The sequence below is a fragment of the Imperialibacter roseus genome, from assembly GCF_032999765.1.
GTDB classification, from domain to species: Bacteria; Bacteroidota; Bacteroidia; order Cytophagales; family Cyclobacteriaceae; genus Imperialibacter; species Imperialibacter roseus.
In genome coordinates this window covers 5,977,918-6,002,525 of the sequence record NZ_CP136051.1, presented here as the reverse complement: position 1 = coordinate 6,002,525, position 24,608 = coordinate 5,977,918, and the positions used below count along the sequence as shown (strand labels likewise).

Genomic DNA, 24,608 nt, shown 5'->3' with positions numbered 1-24,608 from the left:
AGACACGATTAGTACTCCTAAAAGAATAGCCACAAGGGCCGAAACATTTTTTCTGGAACCAAACATTTTAATAACTCCCTTCGTCTTCTTATTTCCTGTTGACAGTTGCCAACCATTGTTGTTTAGCGTTGCGCCAAAATTCATAAACACCTCACTCTTAATATTACAGTTACCATAACGAAACAACACATCGTTTTGTTTCAGTGCAAAATTACTAATACAAACAGAATAATTATAAATAATGTAAGAAATATTCAAAACAATTCATTGCAATCGTTTGCTTCAACTTATAAGAGGCGTAGCTGAGACAAAATAATTTATCCACCTCTTTTTCAGAAGGTTGCATAAGGCTGGTTAAAGCATGACAAACCTCCGATTTAAAGATTTTTGCCATAAATCATCTGACCAAAGCACCCAGCTCGTGTTGGAATGTAAGGTTTCATCAACCAGGGTCGTTTTAAGGACAACTGCCTCCATAGGGAGCCGGTCTATTCGTACCTCAAACTGTCAACCGGATTTTTCCTTGCCGCAGCAAAAACTCTCAAAAAGGAGGTAGATCCTGCAACAGCCAGAATGATAAGAAACGGCACAAGAAAGCTGACCGGCCCAATTGGTTTATAGAACTTAAAAATGGATTCGATCAACATGTCGGTGAGATAGTAGCCGCCTACTGCACCCAAGGCGCTGGCTACCACCACCATTAAAAGAAAGCTTTTGCTTATGAGCCAAAGAATCTGCGGAATTTCGGCTCCCATCACCTTTCTTATGCCAATTTCTTTCACCCGCTTGATCACATTAAGTGATATGAGGGTAAATAGGCCAATCACCGACAGCAACACGCTGACGACGCCAAGAAAAACGAAGATGATGACAATATTTGCATTGACTTCATGGGCTTCTTTGAGAGTATCCTCCTGGTAAAAGCCGTTGAAGGGCTTGTCTGGAAACAGGTCCAGCCAGTTTTGTTCCATGGCCTTGTAACTCTCTACAATTTTGTCTCCTGCTACCCGAGCGATGAGAAAGTTGACATTATCTTCTCTGGAAAGCCTGAAGGCATAGGGCTCAATAGGGGAAAAGAAGTTGTCGGAATAAAAATTTTTGATCACGCCAACCACAGTTAAGTGGAGCGTATCGCTGATGGATACTCTTTGGCCGACAGCTTCCTTCCAACCAAACGCCTCCACAAACTTTTCGTTAACAATGATGGAACCAAGTCTGTCGCTTTCGGCAAGGTCTTTTCCAAAAGGCCTCCCTTCAGCCATTTCCAAATCCATGGTTTCGAAGTACTCGGGGCCAAAGTCCATCATCATCACTTCCCGTTCCACATCACCCGATTTGATAGTTCTGCCGTAGTTCCAAAAACCAATATGACTGGCAGAGGCCGCCAGGCTAACGATGTCGGGGTTCTTTTCCATCGCCGATCTTAGCGTGGTGTATTCCTGCAGCGAACTCACCCTGGCGCCTATTACGCTTTCCTTTTCAAACCCCATGTCGGCATTCTCCTGAAAAATGGCATTTTGATAAAAGGCCATACTTGCCACCAGGGCCATAATAGTGAAGGCAAATTGCATCATCAACAGCCCTCGTGAAAGAGAACTTGTGGTACCTAGTTTCAGGTTGCCTCTCAAGATCTTCACCGGTTCGTAGCGGCTCACATAAATCGATGGGTAGGCTCCAGCGATAATCGCTGTCAATATCATAAGGCCAACCAGAAACAGGTAAATCTCGGTGTTTTGAGAGAGGTCGAGTGTCAGCGTCATGCCTTCCCACATAGCACTGTAGGCAGGCACAAGAAACGAAGCAAGGCCCAGAGCAACTACAATGGCCAATAAGCACAGAACAAGGTTTTCGGCCATAAATTGCATAATAAGCTGCTGCCTGTTGCCGCCAATTACTTTTCTGATACCGATCTCCTTAAGTCGCTTGCTGGAGGTGGCAATGGAGGTGTTAGTAAAATTGAAGCATGCGATGAGAAGTATGAGTGCCGACATCACAATGGGAGCAATAATGGCCGCCGGGTGCATGGCTTGAGGAAACCAGTACGAATAGATATCCCGGCCGGAGAAAGGCATGTCTGGCATGTGCTCCAAATAAAACGACCCTATCAGCCAATCGGGCCTGGCCTGATTTTGTTCCGGCACATATTTGGTAAGAAAGGAAGCTACTTCGTCAGGAGCAAAGCCATTTTTTGAGAAAAGAAACGTGCCGCCGACAAAACTAGTCCAGCTATTATTGGCTATTTTGTTGAGATCCAGGAAGTTTTCAAAAACAGTGATAGCGTCAAACCGAAAGGTTGAGTTCTCAGGCATGCTTTCGAGTACTCCACCCACAATAAACTCCCTGGTTTTTTCATCGGATGTCACCAGGGTAATAATCTTACCAGTGGCGCTTTCGTCACCAAAATAGGCTGTGGCCATTTCTTCAGAAAGGAGGAGCTGCGACTTATTATGAAAACTGTCGAAAGAACCCTCCTTCATTTTGAAAGAGAAAACGTCAAAGAAGTTGGGGTCTGCAAATGTTATGTACCTGTTGAAAACCTTTCGGTCGACCTTTAATATATAAGAATCGCCAGTAACCCTCACTACTTCATCTACCTGGGGGACGTCCTGAGTTATTCTTGGCCCCAATGCAACAGGTGTGATGCCATAGGGAACAGGCTGCCCTTGCACGTCTTTGTTGATTTGCACTTTGTAGATGTTTTCCCTGTTAACATGCTGTTTGTCAAAATCATAGGCAAACCGGGTATTCAGGTAGGCGATGATGCAGCAGGCCATGGAGATTCCGAGCCCCAGCACGTTGATGAAAACGTAAAGCTTGTTGCGACGCAGGTTTCGGACGGTGAGTTTGAGGTAGTTCTTAAACATGATGAGTCTTTGATGGAAATAAATTAATGACGCCAAAATATGCCCGGGGTTGCATTGGCGCCTTGTATTTACTTTTTCGACCTTAGACGAAAGTGCTATTTTTTGGTGCGGCTTTTCCTGCTTATTTTATCCAATCAATTAAACCTATCACTATGAAGAGGATTCTACCAGTCGTTTTTCTTTTGTCGTTAGCCGTAACAGGCTTTGCCCAAAAAGACAAGGATAATATCATGCGCAACATTGATCAGAAAGAGGATTTATATAGCAAAACTGCTCTCGAAATCTGGTCGTACGCTGAAGTTGGCTATCAGGAATACAAGAGCTCAGAGGCTTTGCAAAAAGTGTTGGCAGACGCAGGCTTTAAGGTCGAAAGCGGCGTTGCCGGCATTCCAACTGCTTTCACGGCTAGTTTCGGAAATGGCAAGCCCGTGATAGCCATACTTGGCGAATTTGATGCCCTGCCAGGACTTAGCCAGGCGGCTGTACCGGAGAAGTCTCCGATAGAAGGGGGAATAGCTGGCCATGCATGCGGGCATCATTTGTTTGGGGTGGCATCTGCAGCTGCCGCTATTTCTCTTAAAGATTGGCTGGCTTCCTCCAAAACTTCCGGAACCATCAGATTTTATGGCACGCCAGCCGAGGAGGGCGGATCTGGAAAGGTGTACATGGTGAGAGAAGGCTTATTCAACGATGTGGATGCCGTCATTAACTGGCACCCTGCAAGTGTGAACAGCGCCAGCCCTGGTACATCATTGGCCAACAAAACTGGCAAGTTCAGGTTCTATGGAATTGCCTCTCATGCGGCGGCGGCTCCCGAAAGAGGACGGTCGGCGTTGGACGCCGTGGAAGCTATGGACATGATGGTGAACATGATGAGAGAGCACATTAAAGAGGACGCAAGGATACATTACGTGATTACCAATGGTGGCACAGCACCGAATGTTGTTCCTGACTTTGCAGAGGCCTACTACTATGTTCGCCATAAAGACAACGATGAGGTGAAGGACATGTGGAACCGCCTGGAAAACGCCGCTAAAGGGGCTGCCCTCGGCACAGATACAAAGGTCGAAATAGAAGTAACGGGAGGTGTATACAGCCTGCTGCCCAACGAAACGCTGGCCAAAATCATGCAGACTAACCTGGAAAAAGTAGGAGGCTACACTTACACTGCTGAGGAAAAGGCTTTTGCTGAAAAACTATCTACTACGCTTGGCAAGAGTGCCATGTCGCTTGATTACACACAAAAAATTATGCCCTATGAGATGAGGGCTGGAAGTGCTTCTACCGATGTAGGCGATGTTAGCTGGAACGTGCCCACCGTAGGCCTTGCCGCAGCTACCTGGGTGCCGGGCACTGCGGCTCATAGTTGGCAGGCGGTTGCCAGTGGCGGCACGTCAATCGGTGTTAAGGGAATGATGGTGGCTGCAAAGGCGATGGCCATAACAGGCTACGATCTGTTCAAATCCCCTAAAGTACTTGAGCAGGCCAAGGCAGAGTTTAACACTAAAAGAGGCACTGACTTTGTTTACGACCCTTTGTTGGGCAACAGGCCGCCAGCCCTTGATTACAGAAAATAACTCTTGAATGGGTCGTTTTTCCTATCGATTATTACCTCTTCTCACTTCCTGAGAATTAGCAAAGATGAAAGGGAAATGGAACGGAGAATCTTCCTGAAGAAACTGAATGGCGTCGGCTACAGTTTCCTCAGGAATTTCTTCCATAGGAACGTGACCGGCATTCTCATAAATCTTTACAACTGAGTGAGAAATACTTGTAGCAAAGGAGTCAGCAACGTTGTACGGAATCCATTTGTCGTGCTTTCCCCATTGAATCAAGGTTTTCTGTTTTATTTTCGAAAGCTCATCGCTTCTGTCTATATGTGCAGTATTCATTCGGTATATGAAAGCCCGGCGATTGCCTTCTCTGCGGCAAAGGGATTGGTACCTTTCCACAAGGTCTTCATCAATTTTCGAGTCGTCATAGTACACCTCTTCGAGGTTGTTTCTCACCATAAACCTTGGCGTTGAAAACCTCAGAAATGTATTGAAGCCTGGTGCCTTGGCGAGCCTGAAAATAAATGGTGGGGGGGCATCATTTGGATAGCCGGCTGCATCGATCAGAATCAGCTTTTCAACTCTTTCGGGATAATCGATGGTAAAATTCCACGCAATTTCCCCGCCGAGAGAGTTACCAGCAATATAGCAACGACCCAACCCCACAGTGCTAATGAATTTCTCCAGAAACTCACTGTAGTGTTTCATGGAATAGTCATTGTCCGGGAATGGGCCTGTTAGTCCAAAACCAGGGAGATCGATGCGCACCACCTGATAATACTGCGAAAGCTCCTGCGACCACTTGTCCCAGGTTTGCAGCGATGAGGCAGTGCCATGAAGAAGAATGATTGGAAATCCTTTTCCTTCCGATTTATAGTGAATAGGCTGGCCATCAATTTTCACGAATCGGGACGTTCTTCCTGCATACTTTATCGATAGGTCTTCAAGCGACAAGTCGGCACGGAAAAGCGCCATGAAAACGCCTATCGTGAATAGTACCAGCGAAACTAAGGTCTTTTTAAACATACCGTGATCCTTTACTTATCCCTCTCTGCACTAATAATGCCAAATTAATTCATTCGAAAACGAATCGTAGGAAGCAGGTAGATTTTCATCAAAAATACTCGAAAACAAGTATAGCTGGTCAAATATTGGTTCAAATGTAATCAAAAATATAATGCTGCTAACGGTTAAAACTTAATCATACCCTGTTTGTACTGGTAATTAGGGTGTTTTTCATGACCTAAAAGCCACTCTTTTCTCCACAGCCCGCCGCCAAATCCAACCAACTTTTGATCTGTTCCAATCACCCTATGGCAAGGAATAACGATTGGCAAAGGGTTTTTTCCGTTGGCACTTGCTGCTGCTCTGATACACTTCGCATCTCCCAAAAAAGTAGCTTGCTGAAGATAAGACCAGCTGGTACCGTAAGGTATCTTTCCCAATGCCTCCCAAACCCGCAACTGAAAATCAGTTCCGATAGGCTTCAGCGGCAGATCAAAAAACTCAAGCTTACCATTAAAATAGGCTTGAAGCTGCTTAACAGACTCTTTTAACAGAGAATCGGTTGGAAGAGAACAAACTTCCTGCTCATTAATAAAGTCAATCCGCAATAGGTAACCCCCAGAAGCAGAAAGCTTTAGTTGACCAACCGGGCTTTGAATGACGCATTGATTCAATAAACTACAGGATTATTGGGCTAAACTCAGTGAATGACCCTTCCGGAACAGTCTCCAAAACGCTTATCTCAGTGATTTGTCGCTGACCTCTGTCACCGGATAGAAGAATTTTACCATAGGGCTTGTAGTTGACCCATGGAAGCACAAAGTTAGGCTCGTCCTGATAGGCATCTTTGTAGTAAGCCCATTGAGTTATCAGGCTTTGTTCCATATCAACATATACTTTGTAGCCGTTGTCGGGCGTCACACCCACTCCTTTAAACAGCAGGCTTAGCACATGGGCGTTGCGGCCATCCATTGTTGTGTCTTCGCCAATGTATTGCAGAGTTACGCCGCTGTCTTTTAGCTTAAATGGCATGAAAAGCCAGTAGGAGTCATTGATCCACCAGGACTTGCCTCTCTCAAGATATTTTGAAAGGGAGTCGGGGCTGGTAAACTCCTGGCCTTTCTTCATTACCCGGCCTGTCATGGTATTGATGTTCATCAAAATAATGGTGGAGTCTCTTGGTGCCTCAATTCTCACATCACCAGTTTGCTTGTCCCATAGGTGCTTGCGGGCACCAAAGAAATTCCATGCAAGAAACCGGGTGGCGTCCCAGTTGTTTCGCCCTCCCATGCTGGTCATCACATCATCGGCAAGTTTAATGGCAACAGGATCTGAGTTTTTTTCATCGAAGCCTTCAGCAGGTGGGTTCTCGACAAACTCACTTTGGCCGTCATTGGTCTCTTTTGTTGAAGGAGTGCAGCTGGTGATGTACCCAATGACAACAGCTGAAAATAAGGCAAGCTTAATTGTGTTTTTCATTTCGTGACGTGCTTAGTCGGTGGTTCGAATTCCTAAATTTCATTTAAGATAGCCCAAAATCCAATGGCACTGAAAACTTTGATATAAAAATGAATAATCGAATTGAACGGTTGGCTACAAACATTCTCCGGTTGGCTACATAGCCGTTTACTTTCGTCGGTCATTTACCGTTCATTGTATCATCAACTCAAAATGAATTTCCAAGAATTGCTTCCTGTCAGAACGTTTGGATAGTGAAGCTTAAAAAGGACAAACTTATGAAAACGCTAATGATGAAAATTTTTGCAACGGTGGCAGTATTCTGCTTTGCTGTTGTGGCGGTCCAGGCTGCCGGGGAGGACTCCCTCAAAACGAAGACCTACAGAAATGATTTCAAAATTGTTGGTAATGCTTCCAGCCTGGAGATAAAAGTAAGGGGCTCAGTCAAAGTAAATGATGCCGATACCGAAGTGACGGCCATTACGCCCGGTGGCTATCTAACAATAAGAAAAACAACTTTTGGCAACAAAAAGGAACTCACGATCAGCAGCAACGATGCAGGGCAGCTGTCTTACGAGTTTTATGATAACAGAACCCAAATCAACTTCGAGCCGGAAGGAAGAAAATGGCTGGCTGATGTTCTCCTCGATGTGATTCACTCCACCGGCGTGGCGGCTGAAGACAGGGTAAGGAGGTTCTACAGGAAGGGCGGCGTTGATGCTGTGATTGACGAAATAGAGGAGATCAACAGCTCAAGCGGTAAGGGAGAATACTTTTCGTTCCTGTTGGAAACCAATGGGCTCTCTGAAGCCGGGCTGTCTAAAATTGCTCTCGCCATTGGCAGAGATATTCCCTCCAGTTCAACCAGAGGCGAGCTGCTCAGGGAATATGACTACAAGTTTTTTTCGAACAGCAAGAGTGCCGCCGCTTATTTCGAGGCAGTTAACAATATCCCGTCGAGTTCAGAGTCGGCCTATACGCTGCGCCATGCGTTACAAAAGCATAAACTGGAAACGTCTACCAAAATTGCATTGCTCGATGCGGTGGATCACATTCCATCGAGCTCAGAACGGGGGTCTGTGTTAAGACTGTACAACAGGCAGTTTGATAAGGATCAGCGCATACAGGAAAAATACTTTGACGTGCTCGATGATATTCCTTCCAGCTCGGAAAGGGGAAGTGTTTTGAGAGATCTGATGAGGGACGAGAACCTGGAAGTTTATACTTTTAGCAAAGTGCTGTCATCTGTCAGGCAGATTCCTTCCAGCTCCGAACAGGGAGAAGTGCTTAAATACGCTATTGATAACTCCAGCCAACTTTCAAATGAGCTGTTTGGTGAACTCGCTTCTACCATCAGCCGAATTGCCAGTAGCTCCACACAGGGCGAAGTTTTGAAGTTCGCTATTATCGAAAAAGAACCAACACCGTCGCAGCTGGTGCCATTGATCAAAGCCGTGCAGAGCATTGCCAGCAGTTCTACTCAGGGCGAGGTTTTAAGAGCTGCGTCGGCCAAAATGCGCAACGACCCCCAGCTCAGCGATCTTATTTTTGAAACAGTCACAAGGATACCAAGCTCTTCGGAACAAGGAAATGTTTTGCTAACTTTCATGAAAGACGGTAACGTACATCCCGATTTTCTTATGAAAGTAATTGACGCATCTGAACATATCGCTTCCTCGTCGTCGAGAGGAGAAGTGCTGGTGAAAGTAGCTGAAGTTATGCCAAGAAATGACACATTCAGAAAAGCTGTGTCGGAAGCTGCCTCTAAAATACCTTCGAGCAGCGAGTACCGCAGGGTGATGGAGAAACTTTATTAAGCACCATAGCCAGCCATGAGAAAATGGTTATTGAAATCATCAGGAATGGCATTTATCGCAGTAGGGATATTCAACTATCTCTACTACGGTAAAACCGGAGAGCTTCCCGACCTTACAGCCCACCTTGCTACCTATTTGTTGGTAGTGGCCATGGGCGCTGTGGCTGGCATTTCAATAGTCTACTCCAACATCAGGTTAAATGCAGTCATTTCCTGGAGGAAGTCGCTGGGCGTCCGGTTTCTTGCAGGTTCACTTGTGCAGGCTGCAATATTGGCTGGTATTGTCCTGCTGGGCCTTGAGCTGTCCAAAGGGCTTTTTCCTGAACCGGTTTCTTTCGAAACGCTGAAGCCTGAAATGATCAAATTAGCGCTGCTTCTTTTTGTCCTGATCATCGTCAATGGAGTTTTTGACCTGTCGTACTTTAGTTTCAGCGAATACTCTAAAGGTCGGCTCAACCAGCTCAAGCACGAAAGAGAGCAGCTTGAGCTTCAGTACGAGCTTCTGAAAACACAGCTTAGTCCCCACTATCTGTTTAACAGTCTCAACACCATCTCTTCCCTGCTCGACGGCTCTTCAGAACAAGCCGAGCAGTTCATTCGACGGCTGGTGCAGTCTTACCAGTATCTTATTGCTTCTCAGGATAAAAAGCTGGTAACTGTAGAGGAGGAACTGGCTTTTGTAAGGGCCTATCTGTTTCTCCAAAAAGTACGATTCGGCAATGCGCTTACCCACACAATTTCAATCGGGGCCAATAAGTTTTCGGCTAACATACCGCCGCTTATGATACAACTGCTGGTCGAAAACGCTATCAAACACAACGACTTTTCGGAGCTGGATCCGATGGAGATAGTGATTCAGGAAGAGGAGGGTAACTACATCTGTGTGACCAATGAAAACCGGGGCATCGTGGATGAAGCAGAGTCGCTACAGGTGGGTTTGGCCAATATCCAAAAGCGATATGTTTTTTTTACCGATTTACCAGTTCGGATTGTAAACGACAAGCTGTTTAGCGTCTCCGTTCCTTTACTTCCTCATTTATGAAGCGTAAACTTTTTTATAATCACTTGATATCACGATTGTTTGCCCCTCTCCCATTGGGTATGCTTATTTACATGCTTGTGCTGCTAGTGTTTGATAACCTGGGCTCACTTGGTGAGGTGTTTTTCGAAAAGGAAGCTTTGTTGTGCATAGGAATTACCTATTTGGTTGCTGAATTGCTGCGGGCGATTGCCAATGGCTTTGTGCCACGAATTGAAAGCAGTGACTTTATTAAGCTCTCGTTTGGCTTATTATTTCTTGCAGGATTGCTGGTGACCCTGCTTGTGGTGTTCGGCAGCATCAGCGCTTACTTTGTGGGGGTGATAGGCTATAGCTTTGGTACCTTCACCACCGAATTATCCACCTTTCTATCCATCTACGGCTTTATTTATGCTCTCTACTTTATAGTGCTCGCCTCTGTCATCTTGTTTACACTTGAAACAAATAGGGCATTAGATAAAGAAGGGGTATTGAAAAAGAATATAGACCTGAAGCTGAGAATCTTTAGTAGGGTCATTAACCCGGAATTTCTTTACAAATCGCTCGAAACCCTGATTTCTATTCTTTATAAAAAGGACAAAGCCGCCGACAAGTTTATCCAGAAGCTTTCGCATGTGTATAGAAGTGTGCTTGACAGCCGGCACGAAGATCTTTCGGAAATGAAGGCTGAATTGACGATCGCTGAAAGCATAGTGTATCTTTATAATCAGCAGTACGATGGCAATATTCATTGGCAGCCGGAGAGCGAAGCTATCGAAGAAGAGGCGTACCTTTTGCCCGGAAGTATGATGATTGTGATGGAGTGGATCATCGCCTCGAACATGATCAACCAAAGTCGGCCTTTGAAGATATTTGTCAGGCGAGAGGAGGACTATTTAACCATTGAATACTCCCTGTGGGAAAGGCTGATGCCAACGGTGGAGGGCAAAGAAAAAATGATGGAATTGCTCCAGTCGTTTGAGCACTTCACCGAGAGGCCCCTGCTGATAGTGAAAGCCGACAATAAGGGATTTGTAAAACTACCTCTTCTAAAACTCGAGAAAGCAGCATGAAAGCCATTATTATAGAAGACGAAAAACCAGCATCAGACAAGCTCAAGAAAATATTGGCGGAAATAGCTCCGGAAATTGAACTGATAGGCGAAGCGACTACTGTGGTGGCTATGTTGGAGTTGCTCGAAGCCAAAGAAGACGAGATAGAACTGATATTAACGGATATTAAGTTGAAAGACGGGTTAAGCCTGGAGGCATTCAAAAAGCACCCCGTCAATGTACCGGTCATTTTCATCACCGCCTACGACAATTATGCTTTGGAGGCTTTTCGCTCGAACGGAGTGGACTACCTGCTCAAGCCCATCGACAGAGGTGCAGTGGAGCAAAGCATTGAGAAGTTAAGGCTCCTGAAGAAAGGGGCCGCCGTGCAGCCTGCAAATGCCATTGAAAACGTACTCAAAAGCTACCTTCAAAAAGACTTCAAAAACAGGTTTATGGTGAAGGTTGGCGAACATATCCGATCCGTGAAAACCGAAGACGTGGCCTTCTTTTACGCCGAGGGGAGAAATGGCTTTATCGTTACCAATACCAAGGCGAGATATGTGATCGACTATAAAATGGAGACCTTGGAGGAGATACTTAACCCGAAATCCTTCTTCCGGGCCAACCGCACTTATATCATCAATATCGATGCCATCAAAGATGTGCTGATCTACTCCGTTACCAGGCTTAGAATAGTGCCGACGGTGGATTGGCCTGAAGAGATTGTGGTGAGCCGGGAGAAGGTAAGTGCTTTCAAAGACTGGTTCAATGATGCTAGCTGATCCGGCTCCAGTTTGTCACTGATTTTTTGAGCGAAGAAATGTGTGATTTGATCACCCGGTGTTTGTCCAGAGCCAGCTTAGGGTCATTGTCAATGATTTGCTGTGCTTCCTCCCTTGCTGCCTGAAGTATTTTCCCGTCTTGCACCAGGTCAGCCACCAAAAGATCCATCACACCACTTTGTTGGGTGCCCATTAAGTCGCCAGGGCCTCTCAGTTTTAAATCGACCCTGGCAATTTCAAACCCGTCGTTGGTGCCCACCATGGTTTGAATACGGGTTCTGGCCTCCTGGCTTAGCTTGTCTTTTGTCATCAGAATGCAATACGACTGGTCGGCACCCCGGCCTACTCTGCCCCTGAGCTGATGCAGCTGGGCCAGCCCAAATCTCTCCGCATTTTCTATCACCATCATACTGGCATTGGGCACGTTGATGCCTACCTCAATCACAGTTGTTGCCACCATTATATGTGTAACGCCCTCCACAAACCGCTGCATCTCAAAGTCTTTGGCCTCGGGTTTCATTTTGCCGTGCACAATGCTGAGCTGGAAGTCCGGAAAAGCCCTGGCAATGCTTTCGTAGCCATCCATCAGGTCTTTGAGGTCGAGCGATGCCGACTCCTCTATGAGCGGATAAACAATGTAAGCTTGCCGCCCCAACTGAATTTGTTCCCTGATGAACCCAAACACTTGCAGCCTGGCGGCGTCAGTTCTATGAATCGTTTTGATGGGCTTCCGGCCGGCGGGCATTTCATCAATCGTGCTGGTATCCAGGTCGCCGTATACCGTCATGGCCAGCGTGCGGGGAATGGGTGTGGCTGTCATCACCAGCACGTGAGGATAAAACTCTTCGTTTTTCTGCCAAAGCTGGGCCCGTTGTGCTACGCCAAAGCGGTGTTGCTCATCGGTGATGGCCAGTCCGAGGCTTTTGAATTGCACAGGCTCTTCCAGTAGCGCATGAGTGCCCACCAATATGTGAATATCACCGGAAAGCAGTTCTGCCAGAATCCTTGTCCTCTCCTTCTTTTTGGTGGAGCCGGTAAGTTTGGCAATGTTTAGACCCATTTTGTCGGCGTACTCTTTGAGCCCGGTGTAGTGCTGACCGGCCAGAATTTCAGTCGGTGCCATAAGTGTTGCCTGGGTGCCACTGCCAATGGCCAGCAGCATGCAAATAAAGGCCACCATGGTTTTTCCACTTCCCACATCGCCCTGCAAAAGGCGGTTCATTTGCTTGCCCGACCGCATGTCGAGGTAAATTTCCCTGATCACCCTTTTTTGGGCGCCAGTCAGCTCAAACGGCAAATGGTCATTGTAAAAAGTGGTGAGCAGAGAGGCGTCTGCCAGCACTAGGCCTTTGTACAAGTCTTTTCGGGAGCCCTTAAGGCTTACCAGCCTGAGTTGAATGTAGAAAAGCTCTTCAAACTTCAACCGCTTTCTCGCCCTTTCTAACCATTCACTACTCTTCGGGAAGTGGGCATTTACCATGGCCTCTTTTTTGCTCACCAGGCCAAATTTCTGCAGCAAAAAGTCAGGAAGGGTTTCGTGGATATACGGCAAAGCAACCAGCAATAGCTGCTCCTGAAACTTTGAGATCACTTTGCTGTCGATAAAGCGGGCCTTAAGCTTTTCGCTGGTGTGGTAAATGGGTTGCAGATACCCACCTTTTCTGTTATCAACCGTCAGTGGTTCAATTTCCGGGTGGGCGATGTTGAACTTGCTGCCAAAAGCGGACGGCTTGCCATAAACAAGGTAGGGTGTATTTACCCGGAGCTTCTTAGAAATCCAGGCAGCCCCCTGGAACCAAACCAACTCCATTTCTCCGGTTTCGTCATAGAAATGAGCCACAAGCCTCTTCTTTCCGCCAATACCAACAGTTTCCATTGATCGGATTTTCCCCATCACCTGCACAAAAGATTCCTCGTCTCTTATGTCTCTGATTTTGTGAAAGGTTGTCCGGTCTTCGTACCTGAACGGATAGTGCTGGAGTAGGTCGCCGTAGGTGAAAATAGACAGCTCTTTGTTTAGCAGCTCCGCTCTTTGAGGGCCAACACCTTTAAGGAACTCTATTCTGGTTTCAAAAAAGCCGGACATGCTGTGGGTACTGTTTCTCTACTGTGTGCCTTTCCACTCAAGGGTGTTGAGCATGTGGATGATATCGAACTTAATGTACTCAATAACAGGCTTTAAAGAATCGTTTTTTGTGGAGGTCTCAAAATAGAGTGCTCCCCGAATAAAGTGATTGGCGGAATCAGTGGCGTGAAACTGAAATTGGCTGGGCACTTCTCCGGTCAACTCCGATACTACAGCCCACCCACCATTTGGTATAACCAAATCCATCTGCTCAATGGAATACGCTTTGATATTGTGCTTGGAAGTGAGTTTGTAGGAGTCTTCAAAATACTCTCCGAGCAAGGTGGTGTCGTGCTTCACAGGCTTATAGGTCACCTGCACCAATGCCTCCATTGTCGGGTAGTACAAATCAATCCAATACCTTTCGGCCATCCACGAAGAGTCCTTTAGAAGCTTTGCGTGAGCAGAATACTGAAACTGATAAGGAAAGGAGTCTGGCAGAGCAACATACTCACTTGGCGGAAGGTCGATACGGTTGTATCCTTTCGGCTTGGGCAGGTAAGTACCTTCGCAGGCAACACTCAAAGCAAGAATGACCGGGAAGAATAAGAGAAAGAATTTAAGCTTCATGCCCTTAAATTACTTATCCTTTTGGAGACTTTCCGCCTGGAACGAGGGGTTTATGAAAACCCGCACTCTTTTGATCCGCTTGTTGTCTGCCGACACTACTGTGAAAACGAACCGCTCAAAGCGAATTTTCTCGCCAACATTGGGAAGCTTAGAATTAATCTCGAGAATCAGCCCGCCAAGGGATTCACTGTCGCCTCTCACAGTGTCAAAGATGTTGCCTTCAACACTCACTACTTTGCAAAAGTCGTTCAGCGAGATCTTGCCTTCAAACACGTAAGTATTGCTGTCGAGTTTGTTGTAAGCGATCTCGTCTTCGTTGTCAAACTCATCGTTAATCTCCCCAACGATTTCTTCGATCAAATCTTCCAGGGTCACAAGCCCGGAGGTGCCACCATATTCGTCGACAACGATGGCCATATGCACCCGCTTCTCCTGAAAGTCTTTAAATAGCGCATCAACTCTTTTGCTTTCGGGCACAAAAAACGCCGGGCGCATCAGGTTCTGCCACAGAAAGTTTTCGTCTTTGTCCACAAAAGGAAGCAGATCCTTGATGTAAAGAACTCCTTCTATCTTGTCGACAGTTTCTTTATATATGGGAATTCTGGAGTAACCCGTTTTATTGATCTGATCCATCAGCTCATGGAAGTCGGTCTCAAAATCAATAGCGGTGATGTCTACCCTGGATCGCATTACCTGGGTCACTGTGAGTGTGCCGAAATTTACAATACCCTTTAATATGCCCTTTTCCTCCTCCGTGGCTTCAGTTTCAGCAGTCAGCTCCAATGCATGATTGAGCTCATCAATAGACACGTTGTAGCCCTTTCTTTCTACTCTTTTTTCAACGATTGAGCTGATCGACAGCAGCAACCACGACACCGGCCTGAAAATAGTATCGGCTACATTCAGCAAACCCGACGTGCTCCTGGCAAAGCTCAGGTTGTTTTGATTGGCATATACTTTTGGCACCACCTCTCCAAAAAAGACAATAGCCAGCGTAGTGATTACAGTCAGCACGGCCACAATGTACCCGTCAGCTGATTTCGAACCAACGATTTCCCAGGTGACATAGGTCGCCAATGTCACAATGGTGATGTTGACCAGGTTGTTCATGATCAAAATGGTGGCCAAAAGGCGCTGCGGCCCCTGGAGCAGGCTTATAATTCGCTTGTCCTGAGAATTGGCCGAAGTGCGGCACGTGGCAAGATCACCGTGATTTAGGGAAAAGAAAGCTACTTCCGACCCTGAAATAAGGGCAGAAAGATAGAGCAGCAGCGCAAATAGAACGCCGCTAAAAATGTAAAAGGAGACATAAGTGATACCTAAGTCTCCAATTAATGTCAAGTATATACTGGGGTATGGGTCTTCCATTGATGGATAAAAGCTGCAATATAGTGCTAAAACGGCAAATCATCCAGATCGGTTGGCTCTGCTGCCACTGGAGCTGGCTGAGCGGATCCAATACTTTGTTGTTCGGACGGGCCGCCACCGCCGTCTGGCCTTCCTCCAACAAGGGTCATTTCCCTTCCCACCACTTCCGTAATGTATCGCTTGTTTCCGTCTTTGTCGTCGTAGGAACGGGTTGTGATTTTTCCTTCGATATAAACCTGATTCCCCTTTTCAGATACTTTTCAGCCACTTCTGCCAACGGGGTCCATAAAACAACATTGTGCCATTCCGTATTAGTTACCTTGTTGCCTTCCTTGTTTTTGTAAACCTCGCTGGTAGCCAAAGTGAAGTTTGTCACGGCCCGTCCGTTCTCGAGGTGCCGTATTTCCGGGTCTTTTCCAAGGTTTCCAAGCAGAATCACTTTATTTACTCCTGACATAAAGATTTGTTTTTTGTGATGTTTTGATAGATAGGGATATTAAAAATAATTTAAAATAAGGTATCATTCAAATAATTGGTGATTAAGACTGGTTTAGAGATACCAGCTGTGTCACTAATACTGATTGTATTCAACCCCAGCCTCTCGCTCAATAGCCTAAAGTCTTCATGCATCAAAATCCTCACCCTGAAAAAACGGGCATAAATGATGCGATGAGTCAACACATGTTTATAAGTTGCTGAAATATCTATTAGTTCCCAACTTTCCGGCGAAATCAAACGCTTGACTTCCCCCAGCGCCGCATCCTCATCCAGCAATTCGTCTTTTTCCCGGATGAAGAAGTCGTGAAGGCCGAGCCAGATATCCTTATCTTTTCTTGACCCCATAAGTACCTCCTCACCGAATTGGAAAACAAAGTAGTTAAAATACCGGTTGAGCACCTTCACTTTTTTTGTCTTTACTGGTAAGTTGGCCACCTCGTTGTTTCTGAATGCGAAACACGAGTGACTGAAAACACAATTTTTGCAGTCGGGTGCAGATGGTGTGCAATGAAGCGCACCAAACTCCATGATGGCCTGGTTGAATTCGCCCGGCGTATCGGATGGAATGAGAGAAACGAGCCGCCCCTCAAATACCTTTCTAGTGGAAGCATTAGAAATATCGTCGTGTAACCCAAACACTCTGGAAACCACCCGATAAACGTTTCCATCGACTACGGGTACTGCTTCGTTAAAGGCGAAGGAGGCAATGGCGGCGGCAGTGTAGGCACCTACGCCTTTCAGTTGCAGAAGCTCTTTGTAGGTGTTCGGGAACTTGCCGTCGTATTGCGAAGCCACCATTTGAGCACATGCATGGAGGTTTCTTGCTCTTGAGTAATAGCCTAGCCCCTGCCATAAGGCCAGCACTTCTTCCTGGCTTGCTTGAGCCAGTGAGCCGACAGCGGGAAACCTGGCAATAAATTTCTGAAAATAAGGAAGGCCCTGAGCAACACGTGTTTGCTGAAGGATGATCTCCGAAAGCCAGATAGCATACGGGTCTTTCGTTTCACGCCACGGAAGATCCCTTTTATGCCTTTCGTACCATCTTATTAAAATGTTTGAAAATGCCTGATTACTTTCGGCCACGATGAGAGAAATACTTTCGTTGAGGGCACAAAATAAGCGCTTTTATTTAACTCTTTCTTTTTTATTTCTACCCCGCTCATTTAAATTTGTGCCCATTAAAAAAATCGAGTAGCAAAGCATAATTAAAATATAGAAGAGGTGACTAAAGCAGACGTAATAAACGAAATTGCAGAGAAAACGGGGATTGATAAAGCAGATGTGCAAACTAGCGTAGAAGCTTTTTTCACTGTGGTAAAAAGTTCGATGGCAGATGGCAGTAATATTTACGTTCGTGGTTTCGGAAGTTTTGTAAACAAGAAAAGAGCCAAGAAGATTGCCAGAAATATTTCTAAGAACACGGCTATCGTCATCGATGAGCACTATGTGCCTAGCTTTAAGCCGTCGAAGGTTTTTATTGAGAAGGTAAAAAGCAGCAACAAACTGAAATAGGAAGTCCTATTTCCAGCAAACAAACTTCATGTCAAAACAGCAAATTGTCTTAACCATATTAGGGGTTGGGCTGATCGTCGTTCTTTTCAGTCTTCCCAAGGTAGTCGTAGACAATGACGGTGATATGGCTGAAGTACCATCAGCCACGCAGGAAGAAAATGCAGGAGCTGAAGAAATACCAGGAGCCCACGAGGTAGAACTGTCTGATTCTGACCAGCAAAAGATACAATATTTCAAGGAGCAGTTAAAAAATCCAAACAATTCAGCTATCTTTGCAGACTCTTTGGCAAACACCTTCCTTTTGGTACAACAATTGGACAGTGTTGCTAAGTACGCTGACATCCTTGCGGAGGTCGATCCGTCGATAGAGGCAAAGGAGAAAGCGGGTAATTATTATTACGAAGCGTTCGGTTTTGCGGCGGATGATGCCAGGGCCAGAAAGCTCGGAACTAAGGTTCAGGAATTGCTTGGGGAGGTTTTAAAAGCTGATCCCGACAATTTAAGTGCTAAGTCAAAAATAGCCATGACCTACATCTCTTCACCGAATCCCATGCAGGGAATTCTGATGTTGAGAGAAATTCTGGAGAAGGATCCTGACAACAAAGAGGCCCTGTACAACATGGGCATTCTTTCGATGCAGTCGGCACAGTACGATAAGGCGGTGGAGAGACTTGAAAAGCTCTTGACAATTGACCCTGAGAACATCCAGGCCATGTTTTATCTTGGTGTTAGTTATAAGGAGTTGGGCGACAAGCAGAAAGCTAAAGCCTGGCTTATCAAAGCGAAGGAAACGGAAAACGATCCGGCAGTAAGCGCCGCTGTTGACTCTTACCTTCAGGAATTGAATTAAAAAAATTGTTTAACAAATAAAGACATTCGCATATGCCTTGCGGAAAGAAAAGAAAGAGACATAAGATCGCTACTCACAAGAGAAAGAAAAGACTCAGAAAGAACAGGCACAAGAAGAAGTAATTTACTTTTTAAAACGGAATCAGTGTGAGCAATGAATTAATAATAAATTCGACTCCACAGGGATCCCGGATTGCCTTACTAAGAGACAAGCGATTGGTAGAGTATCATCAGGAAAGTGATGATCATCAATTTAATGTTGGAGATATATATTTAGGCACTGTAAAGAAAATCGTACAGGGCCTAAATGCTGCTTTTATTGATGTCGGCTACGAGAAAGATGCGTTTTTGCACTATCTCGATTTAGGCCCGCAAGTGCAGTCGTTGAATAAGTTCACACGGCTTGTACTTACAAACAAAAATATAAGCCACAAACTGGCAGGCTTTAAACCCGAAAAAGATATTGATAAGCTTGGCAAAATCAGCCAGGTGCTCGTCAAGGGTCAAAAGATACTTGTACAGGTTGTAAAAGAACCAATCTCCACAAAAGGCCCCCGGCTTTCTTGTGAATTGTCCCTGGCGGGACGGTACTTAGTTCTTGTACCATTCTCAAATACTGTCAATGTTTCTAAGAAAATTGACAGCAGCGATGAGCGCAAACGACTTGTTCGTTTGGTGTCGTCTATTAAATCCGAAAACTTTGGTGTTATCATCAGGACTGTCGCTCAGGGCAAAGATGTTGCTGAGCTCGACAAGGACTTAAGAAACCTTGTTTCCATTTGGGAGGAAGGGATGAAAAACCTGAAGACAGCACAATCGAAGGACAAGATCATCGGCGAAATGAGCCGGACAAACTCTATTCTGAGAGATGTCCTCAACGAGTCGTTCGATGCTATCCACATCGATGACAAAAAGACCTTTGCAGATGTCCGAGCCTACGTTAACAAGATAGCTCCCGACAAAGAAAAAATCCTCAGACAATACACCGGTAAGGTTAAAATATTTGAGCATTTCCATGTAGAAAAACAGCTCAAGATGTCATTTGGCCGTTCCGTAAGTGTAGCCGGAGGAGGCTATTTGATCATTGAGCATACCGAAGCGCTTCACGTAATTGACGTTAACAGCGGCAACAAGTCGAACGCCGAAGAAGACCAGGAGTCGACGGCTTTGCGTGTAAACATGGACGCTGCATCGGAAATAGCCAGACAGCTCCGGCTGAGGGACATGGGTGGTATCATCGTAATCGACTTCATTGACCTCAAAAAGCAGGACAATCGTAAGAAGGTTTATGAACGGATGAAGCAGGAGATGAGCACCGATCGCTCAAAGTATACAGTGCTTCCCCTATCAAAGTTTGGGCTGATGCAAATTACCCGGCAGCGGGTAAGGCCTGAGATGAATATAGCTACCAGGGAGGTTTGCCCTACCTGCAACGGGACGGGTAAAATTACCGCTTCAGTGATTGTAGCTGACCAAATAGAAAAGAATATCGAACACATTTTTGGCAAGCAAAATGAGAAGAAGCTTACCATAAGTCTTCATCCTTATTTGTTTGCGTACTTCACTAAAGGCATTTACTCGAAGAGAGTGCAGTGGTTCATGAAGTACTATAAATGGGTTCATTTGATTGAGGACTCATCACTAGGCCTGACGGATTTCCACTTTGTTAATTCTACAGGAGAAGAAATAGAGCTGGTCTAAAACTTTAGGCCGAGCTCCAATTGGAAGTAATCGCTCTTGACAATAGGTTTTGCGTCAAGAGCGATTGTTTTTGAGGCCATGTTGGTCAGCCCCCGGTTGTAGCTCAAGCCCCCAAACACAATAGTGGATATTCCAAGTTCCACTTCTGTACCAACCCCCAGCACTGCCGACGCATCCACTGGCAGAAACTTTTCCACAAAAATGTAGTCATTGTTTTCAGGCGAGTCAAATATCTTGACGTCGATCATGGCCCCCACATGAAAGTAAATTCTACTGCCCGGCAGGTAGTCATCCGTGTACAATTTCAGCAATGCAGGAATCTGGAGATATTGTGTTTTATATTCTTCGGTGGTATTGGCATATGAGCCGCCGTTTTCTCCGGCAAAATTGATTCCAACACTTTTTGGTGCAAAAGCGAGCCCTGTTGTGAAACTGTAGGTATCCGTAAAGGCAAACTCTGTTACCACACCCAGCACCATTTTGAAACTCCCTTGCTGTGGCGACAGAATCAAAGTGTCGGACAGGCTGGATGCCCTGTTAATATTATAAGAGGGAGAAAACCTGAGCCCGATTTTTACCTGGGAAAAGGCAACGCCAGAAATGAGGCAAAAAATGGAAAGGATAAAAATTCTTTTCATAAATGATCGTTTCTTTACGCAAAGGGGCAAAGCCGCTGACCTTGCTGAAAAATAGTTTTATTCAATGTATCCCAGTTTTTTCAAAGAGGGATAATCTATAGTTTTAGTCCAAAGTTGATACTATGAATCGAAATTATGCATTTCTACTCATTTTCTTTGCCTTCGCTGCTTGCGAAAACAAGGAATGTGAGATCGATCCTGAAATAGCTGCGATACCCATGGAGGTTTCTATTGAAAGGAAGGAAGTTCCACTTTTTAAGTCGACTACTTCTGGTGATGTGAGGGCGTTTCTTGAAGACAATCCAACGTTAGCAGACTACTTTTTGGATGCCAATCAGTATCCGTCCGACAGCGTGCTGGCCAATCAAATGATCAACCTAATTCCTCACCTCGATTCATTGCAAATGGAGGTAGACGGGAAATTTGGGGATATAAGTTGGCTGGAGTCGCAGTATGCTTCTGCGTTTCAGCACCTCAAGTATTACTACCCAACCGCTAAAACGCCGAAGGTACAAACCATGGTCACGGGTTTTTATAGGGACATCTATTTTTCGGACAGCCTACTGGTCATCGGGCTGGACTTCTTCATCGGCGAAGACTCGAAGTACAAACCCAATAATGTACCAGCCTACATTGCCCGTCGCTTTAAGCCTGATTATATCGTGCCAGCTTCTTTCTTCTTTTTGTCCGACTATTACAACAAAGTTGACTACGGCGATAACACGCTGCTGAATGAGATGATAACCGCTGGTAAGACTTACTATTTTACAGAGCGAATGGTGCCTTGCGCACCCGATTCTATTATCATAGGGTTTTCTGAGGAAGAGCTGAGAGAAGTGCACAAGAATGAGGACGTGGTCTGGGCGAATTTTGTACAAAACCAGTTGTTGTATGAAACTGAGCCCAAGCTCATCAACAAGTTCATGGGCGAGCGACCAAATGTGTATGAGATAGGAGAGAAATGCCCCGGACGGATTGGCGCTTGGGTGGGTTGGGAAATAGTAAGGTCTTATATGGAGAACAACCCGAAGGTCACCCTGCAGGAACTAATGGAGGAAGATGACCCGAAGAAGATTTTCACGCTGTCTAAATACAGGCCGAACCCACATTAGCGGCAAAGAAACGTTAGCCACTTCGGGATTTGTTTGGCAAGCGTGTAGCTCCCTTTCGCAAGGGTTAGCGCATTTTGACCCATGCTTTCAAGTATATCTTCCGTTTGTAGTGATGGCCAGTGCTTGTCAAAAAACGATTGAGGATTAAAAGGGCTGTAAACAACTCCGCATTTTTTGTCTGTGATTTCATCACCGATCCATCCGCCGAAATTGCAGAGAATGGGTTTTCCAATCGCCAGCGCATCAAAATACTTGTTCGGACTGCCCGTCCATAGCTTGTCATATGGTCCAAAAGACAAATAGGCCATCGAAGCACTTTTGAGCACACTGATGGCCGCCTCCTTACTGGAGTGTGGCAAAAGCGAAACATTAGAAAGCCCTTTTTCGGCGATCATTTTTTTGAGCAAGGGCTCCTCCGCACCTTCCCCCATAAGAATGCACCGGAAATTCTTCAAGCCCCTTTTTTGAGCTTCCTCAGCCAAATCAATCAGATAGCTGAGATGGTTTGCTTTGCCCAAAGTGCCCACGTAGGCTACAGTAAAACGGTCTGTCGGTTCTCTCTCATGCGAGGGGGTGCTGGAAAGAGAAAGGTCAGAAAAATTGGTAACGCAAGTGGTTTTACTGCCGTAGCCCAGGTCATTGAAATAGTCTACCATCGCAGGACTCATGGCCACAATGCCCTTCGCTGATTTGTAGATGGAAAGCTCCAGGCTCTTAAGGATTCGAATCAATAGCGGATTGCGCAAATACCCCATTTGTGCTGGCACGTCGGGCCAAAGGTCGCCGACTTCAAAGAAATACGGAATGCTTTTTCTCCATCGGATCCACTTGGCCAGCCCACCAATACTCAAAGGGGTGCTGATAGCGTAAATGAAGTCCGGTCGGGATAATGAGTTCACTTTCTTGTAGGCAGCAATAAAGAAGGCAGTGAAGGACCGAATCCGCCTAAAAAAACCCAAGTCGTTAGAGTAATGGACGGAAAGGTAGTGAACAGGGTAGCCGTCGATCAACAGCGTTTTGTGCTCTTTTTTATTCCAGGCAGTCACTACCTCCACCTCATGACCTGCTTCTGTTAAGGCCCGGCACAGGTACCACGAACGAATGCCTCCGCCTTCTTCTGGCGTTTTATAGTACTGATGAAGAAGGATCACCCTCATGGATCAACGCTGCTTCAGCGAGTTTTCATAGTAGCTGCAAAAGGACGTAATAGCACACACTTCGCATTTCGGAGTGCGTGCCAGGCATGTATACCTGCCATGCAGGATCAGCCAATGGTGGGCTTTGGGTATATGCTCCTCGGGGATGTATTTTACAAGCTGTTTTTCTACCTCCAGCGGTGTATTGGCGGTTTTTGTTACCAACCCAAGCCGTTTCGATACCCGAAAAACATGGGTGTCTACGGCCATTGTCGGCTGATTGTATATCACCGATGCAATTACGTTGGCAGTCTTTCTCCCCACGCCGGGCAGGGTTTGAAGATCCTCAATTGTGCCCGGAACTTCGGAATTGAAGTTTTCTACCAGCTTTTTGCCCAGCCCAATCAGGTGCTTGGTCTTGTTATTGGGGTAAGACACACTTCTGATATACGGAAAAAGCACATCGAAAGTGGTAGCCGCCAAATGAGCAGGGGTCGGGAAATCCTTGAATAGAGCGGGTGTTACCAGGTTGATCCTTTTATCAGTGCACTGGGCACTCAGAACCACCGCAACCAGCAATTCAAAAGGGTTGCCATAGTGCAACTCTGTTTCTGGTTCAGGAAAGTGCTCAGTAAAGAAATTTATAAAAGCCTCGTAGCGCTCTTTGCGTGTCATCAGTCTCTCACTATTTAGCGATAGACTGCAAATTTAGTTCTTTGGCTTTATCAAGGATATTTTTCACCGAGTTTTCAGAAGGAAAATAGTCGACGCAGCTAAGCTGCTGAGTGATCTCAATCAGCTGAGCAAACTGCTCCTGCACTTCGCTATCGCATAGCAAAGCACTTTCGATTTCGTTATTTTCTATTTCTGAAGTCTCTCCATATACATACCGTATCAGGTCATTTTCTGTAAATGTTTTTGTCATAGGCTATACTTGTTTGCTGCATTCTCTTCCTCAGATTAATGAGAGCATACCGCATTCGGCCCAGAGCGGTGTTGATACTAACACCTGTTGAATCAGCAATGTCCTGAAAGCTCATCTGCATGTAGTGACGCATAATCAATACTTCCTTCTGAGCCTCGGGCAACTCCTGTATCAACTGCCTGAGCATTTGATGGGTTTCCATCTTAATCTGTTTATTCTCGATCGGATCTTCAGCAAACTCAAGGGTGTTGAATACCTTGGAGCCATCCTCCATCACTACCACAGGGTAGCGCTTCTCCTTTCGAAAATAATCTATGGCCAAATTATGGGCTATTCGAAGTATCCATGGCAGGAACTTTCCTTCTTCATTATACCGGCCAGACTTAATCGTCTTAACGGCCTTTATAAATGAATCCTGCAATAAATCTTCAGCCACATAACGGTCTTTTACAATTAAATAAATCGTTGTATAAACTCTGTTCTTGTGCCTGTTTAACAGTGTACTAAAGGCTTCTTCGTCCCCGTTTCTGTACAGCGTTACTAATTGGCTGTCACTAATTTCATTCTTGCTCATCAAACTTCACTTTTAGTAACGTAGAGGTTTATGCCATATTGTAACAGTT

At 45.6% G+C, this 24,608-nt stretch carries 22 protein-coding genes and 1 pseudogene; 9 read left to right on the top strand and 14 right to left on the bottom strand.

The features are described from left to right. Positions 1–488: 488 nt before the first annotated feature. Positions 489–2,864, bottom strand: a complete 2,376-nt coding sequence (locus RT717_RS25200) for an ABC transporter permease (protein ID WP_317489100.1) — start codon at positions 2,862–2,864, stop codon at positions 489–491. A gap of 152 nt (positions 2,865–3,016) precedes the next feature. Between RT717_RS25200 and RT717_RS25195 the strand changes: the two genes are divergently transcribed. Then, entirely contained in the window at positions 3,017–4,441 is a 1,425-nt protein-coding gene (locus tag RT717_RS25195) for an amidohydrolase (RefSeq protein WP_317489099.1), read from the top strand. 21 nt (positions 4,442–4,462) lie between these two features. Here RT717_RS25195 and RT717_RS25190 read toward each other — a convergent pair whose 3' ends face one another. From RT717_RS25190 to RT717_RS25180, 3 genes are all read right to left on the bottom strand, one after another. Then, positions 4,463–5,443 (bottom strand): alpha/beta fold hydrolase, encoded by a 981-nt coding sequence (locus RT717_RS25190; protein WP_317489098.1) that lies wholly within the window; start codon positions 5,441–5,443, stop codon positions 4,463–4,465. Between the two features lie 164 nt (positions 5,444–5,607). Next, positions 5,608–6,096: a methylated-DNA--[protein]-cysteine S-methyltransferase gene (locus RT717_RS25185; RefSeq protein ID WP_317489097.1), complete on the bottom strand. Its 489-nt coding sequence runs from the start codon at positions 6,094–6,096 to the stop codon at positions 5,608–5,610. 4 nt (positions 6,097–6,100) lie between these two features. Then, a complete protein-coding gene (locus RT717_RS25180) occupies positions 6,101–6,901 on the bottom strand; it encodes a hypothetical protein (protein ID WP_317489096.1) in 801 nt (266 codons plus the stop codon). 257 nt (positions 6,902–7,158) lie between these two features. Here RT717_RS25180 and RT717_RS25175 point away from each other — a divergent pair, with 257 nt between their 5' ends. Genes RT717_RS25175 through RT717_RS25160 form a run of 4 tightly spaced genes read left to right on the top strand, consistent with a single transcriptional unit; the run spans position 7,159 to position 11,551 of the window. After that, positions 7,159–8,697, top strand: coding sequence for a hypothetical protein (locus tag RT717_RS25175; RefSeq protein WP_317489095.1), 1,539 nt, complete (start codon positions 7,159–7,161; stop codon positions 8,695–8,697). A 45-nt stretch (positions 8,698–8,742) separates the two neighbouring features. Then, a complete protein-coding gene (locus RT717_RS25170; RefSeq protein WP_317489094.1) occupies positions 8,743–9,738 on the top strand; it encodes a sensor histidine kinase in 996 nt (331 codons plus the stop codon). Then, positions 9,735–10,787: a histidine kinase gene (locus RT717_RS25165; protein ID WP_317489093.1), complete on the top strand. Its 1,053-nt coding sequence runs from the start codon at positions 9,735–9,737 to the stop codon at positions 10,785–10,787. The genes RT717_RS25170 and RT717_RS25165 overlap by 4 nt, the downstream gene beginning before the upstream one ends. Continuing rightward, complete coding sequence (locus tag RT717_RS25160; protein WP_317489092.1) at positions 10,784–11,551, top strand: LytR/AlgR family response regulator transcription factor; 768 nt, start codon at positions 10,784–10,786, stop codon at positions 11,549–11,551. The genes RT717_RS25165 and RT717_RS25160 overlap by 4 nt, the downstream gene beginning before the upstream one ends. On the opposite strand, the gene recG is transcribed toward RT717_RS25160, so the two are convergent. From recG to mutY, 5 genes and pseudogenes are all read right to left on the bottom strand, one after another. Then, the gene (recG, locus tag RT717_RS25155) at positions 11,544–13,637 is read right to left on the bottom strand and encodes an ATP-dependent DNA helicase RecG (RefSeq protein ID WP_317489091.1); all 2,094 of its coding nucleotides are present in this window, start codon (positions 13,635–13,637) and stop codon (positions 11,544–11,546) included. The genes RT717_RS25160 and recG overlap by 8 nt on opposite strands. Before the next feature lie 18 nt (positions 13,638–13,655). Next, positions 13,656–14,246 carry a gliding motility lipoprotein GldD gene (gene gldD, locus RT717_RS25150; protein ID WP_317489090.1) on the bottom strand — a complete coding sequence of 197 codons (591 nt, stop codon included), beginning with the start codon at positions 14,244–14,246 and terminating at the stop codon, positions 13,656–13,658. A gap of 9 nt (positions 14,247–14,255) precedes the next feature. Continuing rightward, on the bottom strand, positions 14,256–15,614 hold the full coding sequence (gene gldE, locus RT717_RS25145) for a gliding motility-associated protein GldE (protein ID WP_317489089.1): 1,359 nt from the start codon (positions 15,612–15,614) through the stop codon (positions 14,256–14,258). 26 nt (positions 15,615–15,640) lie between these two features. Further along, a pseudogene (locus tag RT717_RS25140) lies at positions 15,641–16,071 on the bottom strand (single-stranded DNA-binding protein). Positions 16,072–16,121: 50 nt separating this feature from the next. Beyond that, entirely contained in the window at positions 16,122–17,195 is a 1,074-nt protein-coding gene (gene mutY / locus RT717_RS25135) for an A/G-specific adenine glycosylase (RefSeq protein ID WP_317489088.1), read from the bottom strand. Positions 17,196–17,333: 138 nt separating this feature from the next. Here mutY and RT717_RS25130 point away from each other — a divergent pair, with 138 nt between their 5' ends. The 3 genes from RT717_RS25130 (at position 17,334) to RT717_RS25120 (ending at position 20,174) form a co-directional block, all read left to right on the top strand. Further along, entirely contained in the window at positions 17,334–17,624 is a 291-nt protein-coding gene (locus RT717_RS25130; RefSeq protein WP_317489087.1) for an HU family DNA-binding protein, read from the top strand. Positions 17,625–17,652: 28 nt separating this feature from the next. Then, positions 17,653–18,474 carry a tetratricopeptide repeat protein gene (locus RT717_RS25125; protein WP_317489086.1) on the top strand — a complete coding sequence of 274 codons (822 nt, stop codon included), beginning with the start codon at positions 17,653–17,655 and terminating at the stop codon, positions 18,472–18,474. Positions 18,475–18,620: 146 nt separating this feature from the next. Further along, positions 18,621–20,174, top strand: coding sequence for an Rne/Rng family ribonuclease (locus RT717_RS25120; protein WP_317489085.1), 1,554 nt, complete (start codon positions 18,621–18,623; stop codon positions 20,172–20,174). Here the strand turns inward: RT717_RS25120 and RT717_RS25115 are convergent. After that, positions 20,171–20,812, bottom strand: coding sequence for an outer membrane beta-barrel protein (locus RT717_RS25115; protein WP_317489084.1), 642 nt, complete (start codon positions 20,810–20,812; stop codon positions 20,171–20,173). The two genes, RT717_RS25120 and RT717_RS25115, sit on opposite strands and share 4 nt — an antisense overlap. Before the next feature lie 122 nt (positions 20,813–20,934). Between RT717_RS25115 and gldB the strand changes: the two genes are divergently transcribed. Then, a complete protein-coding gene (gene gldB, locus RT717_RS25110) occupies positions 20,935–21,924 on the top strand; it encodes a gliding motility lipoprotein GldB (RefSeq protein ID WP_317489083.1) in 990 nt (329 codons plus the stop codon). Here gldB and RT717_RS25105 read toward each other — a convergent pair. From RT717_RS25105 to RT717_RS25090, 4 genes are read right to left on the bottom strand one after another with little or no spacing between them, the layout of a single operon-like run. Next, positions 21,921–23,081 carry a glycosyltransferase family 4 protein gene (locus RT717_RS25105; protein ID WP_317489082.1) on the bottom strand — a complete coding sequence of 387 codons (1,161 nt, stop codon included), beginning with the start codon at positions 23,079–23,081 and terminating at the stop codon, positions 21,921–21,923. The two genes, gldB and RT717_RS25105, sit on opposite strands and share 4 nt — an antisense overlap. 3 nt (positions 23,082–23,084) lie before the next feature. Then, positions 23,085–23,735, bottom strand: a complete 651-nt coding sequence (gene nth, locus RT717_RS25100; protein WP_317489081.1) for an endonuclease III — start codon at positions 23,733–23,735, stop codon at positions 23,085–23,087. A gap of 10 nt (positions 23,736–23,745) precedes the next feature. After that, complete coding sequence (locus tag RT717_RS25095) at positions 23,746–23,985, bottom strand: anti-sigma factor (protein ID WP_152001277.1); 240 nt, start codon at positions 23,983–23,985, stop codon at positions 23,746–23,748. Then, on the bottom strand, positions 23,960–24,559 hold the full coding sequence (locus tag RT717_RS25090) for an RNA polymerase sigma factor (protein WP_317489080.1): 600 nt from the start codon (positions 24,557–24,559) through the stop codon (positions 23,960–23,962). Before RT717_RS25090 ends, RT717_RS25095 begins: the two co-directional genes overlap by 26 nt. Between the last annotated feature and the right edge of the window lie 49 nt (positions 24,560–24,608).